This window comes from Ochrobactrum sp. RH2CCR150 (assembly GCA_014138095.1).
In the GTDB taxonomy this organism is placed as follows: Bacteria; Pseudomonadota; Alphaproteobacteria; order Rhizobiales; family Rhizobiaceae; genus Brucella; species Brucella gambitense.
Genome location: JACGXE010000036.1, coordinates 1 through 1,879, shown reverse-complemented (window position 1 = coordinate 1,879; position 1,879 = coordinate 1). Strand labels below are relative to the sequence as shown.

The following is a 1,879-nucleotide window of genomic DNA, read 5'->3' as shown; positions in this document are numbered from 1 at the left end:
GTGCTGGAAAACGTCAAGGTGGCGTTGCAGCGCCCGAACGGCCTTGCCACGCAATTCTGGCGTGCGCTTTCAGCGCTTGATCGGCTGGACGCGAGAGCCGTCGAGCTTCTGGAACGCGTCGGCCTTGCCGATGCCCGTCATGCACTGGCCGCCGATCTGTCCTATGGCCGCAAGCGCGCGCTGGAAATCGCCACCACACTGGCGCTCGATCCGAAAGTGCTGCTGCTCGATGAGCCGATGGCCGGCATGGGCCATGAAGACGTTCACACCATTGCCGCCCTCATTGCCGATGTCGCGAAGGATCGCGCCGTTTTGATGGTGGAACACAATCTCAAGGTGGTGGCCGATATCGCCCACCATGTCACGGTGCTGCAACGCGGCGAGATCCTCGCCTCTGGCAGCTATGCCGACGTCTCGAAGGACGAGCGCGTGCGCACCGCCTATATGGGAACCGAACATGAATAAAGGCCAACCGCTCCTGTCCGTGCGCGGACTGAATGCCTGGTATGGCGAAAGCCATGCCCTGCATGGCGTCGATCTCGACATCTGGCCGGGCGAAACCATCACGCTTCTGGGCCGCAACGGCGTCGGCAAGACGACAACCCTGCGCGCCATCATGGGCATCATCCGCAAGCGCACCGGCACGATCACGCTGGACGGCCGGGATATCATGCGCGTGCCCTTGCACCGCATTGCCCATGCGGGTCTGGGCTTCGTGCCGGAAGAACGCGGCATCTTCGCCACGCTCAGCGTGCATGAGAACCTGTTGCTGCCGCCGGTCGTCGCAAAAGGCGGGCAGAGCCTGATGTCATTGGACGAAATTTACGAGCTTTTCCCCAACCTGCATGAACGGCGCAACAGCCCGGGCACCAAACTGTCGGGCGGCGAGCAGCAGATGCTGGCCATTGCGCGCATCCTGCGCACCGGCGTGAAGGTGCTGCTGCTGGACGAGCCGACCGAAGGTCTGGCGCCTGTCATCGTGCAGCGCATCGGCGATGTGCTGGTGGAATTGAAGAAGCGCGGCATGACCATTCTTCTGGTCGAGCAGAACTTCCGCTTTGCCGCCAAGGTCGCAGACCGCTTCTATCTCATGGATCATGGCGTGGTGACGGAGAACTTCCCGACCGCCGAGCTGCCCGACCGCATGGCGGCACTCAACGAAGCGCTGGGAGTCTGACATGACAATGATTTTTGGAATCCCCCTGCAAGCGCTTCTCGGCCAGCTGCTGGTCGGTCTCATCAATGGCTCGTTCTATGCCATGCTGAGCCTTGGCCTTGCCATCATCTTCGGGCTGTTGCGCATCATCAACTTTGCCCATGGCGCACAATATATGCTGGGCGCTTTTGTCGGCTATCTGCTGCTGAGCTGGCTTGGCATCGGCTATTGGCCAGCGCTTATTCTGGCCCCGATCATCGTCGGTCTCGGCGGCGCGATCGTCGAGCGCGTAGCGCTGTCGCGGCTTTATAATCTCGATCCGCTCTATGGGCTTTTGTTCACCTTCGGCCTGGCGCTCGTGATCGAAGGCACGTTCCGCTATTATTACGGCGCTGCCGGACAGCCCTATGCGGTACCGCCATCGCTGGCAGGCGGCAACAATCTCGGCTTCATGTTCCTGCCGAATTATCGCGCCTGGGTGGTCGTGGCCTCGCTGATCATCTGCCTTGGCACCTGGCTTTTGATCGAAAAGACCAAGCTTGGCGCTTATTTGCGCGCCGCCACCGAAAACCCAACACTGGTCAAAGCCTTCGGCATCAATGTGCCGCTGCTTCTCACCTTCACCTATGCGCTGGGTGCGGGTCTTGCAGGCGTTGCCGGCATCATGGCGGCCCCGATCTATCAGGTCAGCCCGCTGATGGGCTCCAACATCATCATCGTGGT

3 protein-coding genes are annotated in these 1,879 nt (G+C 61.0%); all 3 read left to right on the top strand.

Features of this window, described 5'->3' with window-relative positions:
• On the top strand, window positions 1-465 hold a 465-nt coding region (locus tag FHW03_RS25935), incomplete at its 5' end, for an ATP-binding cassette domain-containing protein (RefSeq protein ID WP_182523280.1).
• Window positions 458-1,177, top strand: coding sequence for an ABC transporter ATP-binding protein (locus FHW03_RS25930; RefSeq protein WP_182523279.1), 720 nt, complete (start codon window positions 458-460; stop codon window positions 1,175-1,177). The genes FHW03_RS25935 and FHW03_RS25930, both read left to right, overlap by 8 nt.
• Before the next feature lies 1 nt (window position 1,178).
• Window positions 1,179-1,879 (top strand): branched-chain amino acid ABC transporter permease (locus tag FHW03_RS25925; RefSeq protein ID WP_182523278.1); only part of this gene is annotated, 701 nt, incomplete at its 3' end.

Excerpts from the sequence above, each read along its gene's own strand:
- FHW03_RS25930 (WP_182523279.1), top strand. The coding sequence starts at position 458 with ATGAATAAAGGCCAACCGCTCCTGTCCGTGCGCGGACTGAATGCCTGG.